Consider the following 1,704-nt stretch of genomic DNA (forward strand, 5'->3'; position numbering starts at 1 on the left):
GCGGTCAGCGCGAGCACGACCAGCGCCGGCCAGCGCGACGACGGCGCCGCGTCCTCGTCGGTGATCTTGCGGTAGCTCTGCTCCGCGGMSGGCGCGCCCGGCGCCGGGGCCTTGAGGGTYYTGATCTCGATCATGCCGACACCCGTTCATGCGCAGGCTTGAAGGGAGCTGCGATRGGACTGGCCTGCGGCATCCGCAGCGGTGCTGCCGGCGTGCTGGCCGGGGCGACCTGCGTCGTCGCCGGGGTCAGGATCTCGTTGCGCGGCCCGAAGGCGGCGAGCTTGCCGTTCTGGATGACGCCGACGAAGTCGACGGCGGCSAGCGCGCTYGGCCGGTGCGCCACGATGATCGCGATGCCGCCGCGCTCCTTGACCGTCTCGATCGCCGCCTTGAGCGCGCTCTCGCCCTCGCCGTCGAGRTTCGAGTTCGGCTCGTCCATGACGACCAGGAAGGGRTTGCCRTAGAGCGCCCGCGCCAGGCCGATGCGCTGGCGCTGRCCGGCCGAGAGCGCCGCGCCTTGCGGCCCGAGCTGGGTCTGGTAGCCATCGGCCAGCCGTACGAYCATCTCGTGGATGCCGGCCGCCTTCGCYGCCGCCACSACCCCGGCGGCGTCGCTCTCAGCCGAGAGCCGCGAGATGTTCTCCTCGACGCTGGCATCGAGCAGGCTGACCTCCTGCGGGAGATAGCCGATGAAGCGSCCGAGGCTGGCCTCCGGCCATTGCGCCAGCTCGGCSCCGTCGAGCCGGACCGAGCCGCGCAGGCACGGCCAGATCCCGGTCAGGGCCCGCACCAGCGTCGTCTTGCCGCCGCCGCTCGGGCCGATCAGGCCRAGCGCCGTGCCSGCCTTCAGGTCGAAGCCGACCTCGCTGAGCAGGACCTGGCCCGAGACCGGGGCGGCAACCGTGATCTTGTCGACCTTGAGCGCGCCGACCGGCGCCGGCAGCTGCATCGGCACCACCGCCTGGCTCAGCGCCACSACCGTCTCGCGCAGGCGCTGGAAGGCGGCGCGTGCCGCGACGAAGGACTTCCAGTTGGCGATCGCGAGATCGACCGGCGCCAGCGCCCGCGACGAGGCGACCGAGGAGGCGATGATCGCCCCGGCCGAGAGCTCGCCCTTGATCGTCAGATAGGCGCCCATCCCRAGGATCGCCGATTGCAGGATCATGCGCAGCACGCGCGAGACCGCGCCCAGGCTGCCGCCGAGGTCATTGGCCTTGGTCTGCAGCGCCAGRTGCTCRCGGTTGGCMAGGTTGAAGCGCTCRACCGCCCGGTCGGCAAAGCCCATCGCCTTCAGCACCTCGGCATTGCGGGCATTGGAATCGGCGATCGCGCCGCGGGTGATCGCCGCCTGGCGCGTCGTGCCGTTGAGCCGGCGGGTCAGGATCTCGCTSGCCACCGTCAGCAGGGTCAGCACCACSGCGCCCGCCAGCGTCAGCGCGCCGAGCCAGGGGTGCAGGAAATAGGCGAAGGCGAGATAGAGCGGGATCCAGGGCAGGTCGAACAGCGCGCCCGGCCCCTGGCTGCCGAGGAAGCCGCGCACSGTGTCGACATCGCGCCCGCGCTCCAGCGCCTCGGTGCTCGAGAAGCCGAAACGCGGCATGTCGATCGCCACCCGGTGCGCCAGCGGCGCGATATCCTTGTCGAGCCKGGCCCCGACCCGGACCAGCACCTGCGAGCGGATCACGTCGAAGGCGCCCTGGAACA

The 1,704-nt window shown here is 71.7% G+C and carries 1 protein-coding gene; it reads right to left on the bottom strand.

Features of this window, described 5'->3' with window-relative positions:
- Nucleotides 1–130 precede the first annotated feature (130 nt).
- On the bottom strand, nucleotides 131–1,704 hold a 1,574-nt coding region (locus AB4118_RS33940), incomplete at its 5' end, for a type I secretion system permease/ATPase (protein WP_441493887.1).

The organism is Allobosea sp. 2RAB26 (assembly GCF_052115465.1).
GTDB lineage: Bacteria > Pseudomonadota > Alphaproteobacteria > Rhizobiales > Beijerinckiaceae > Allobosea.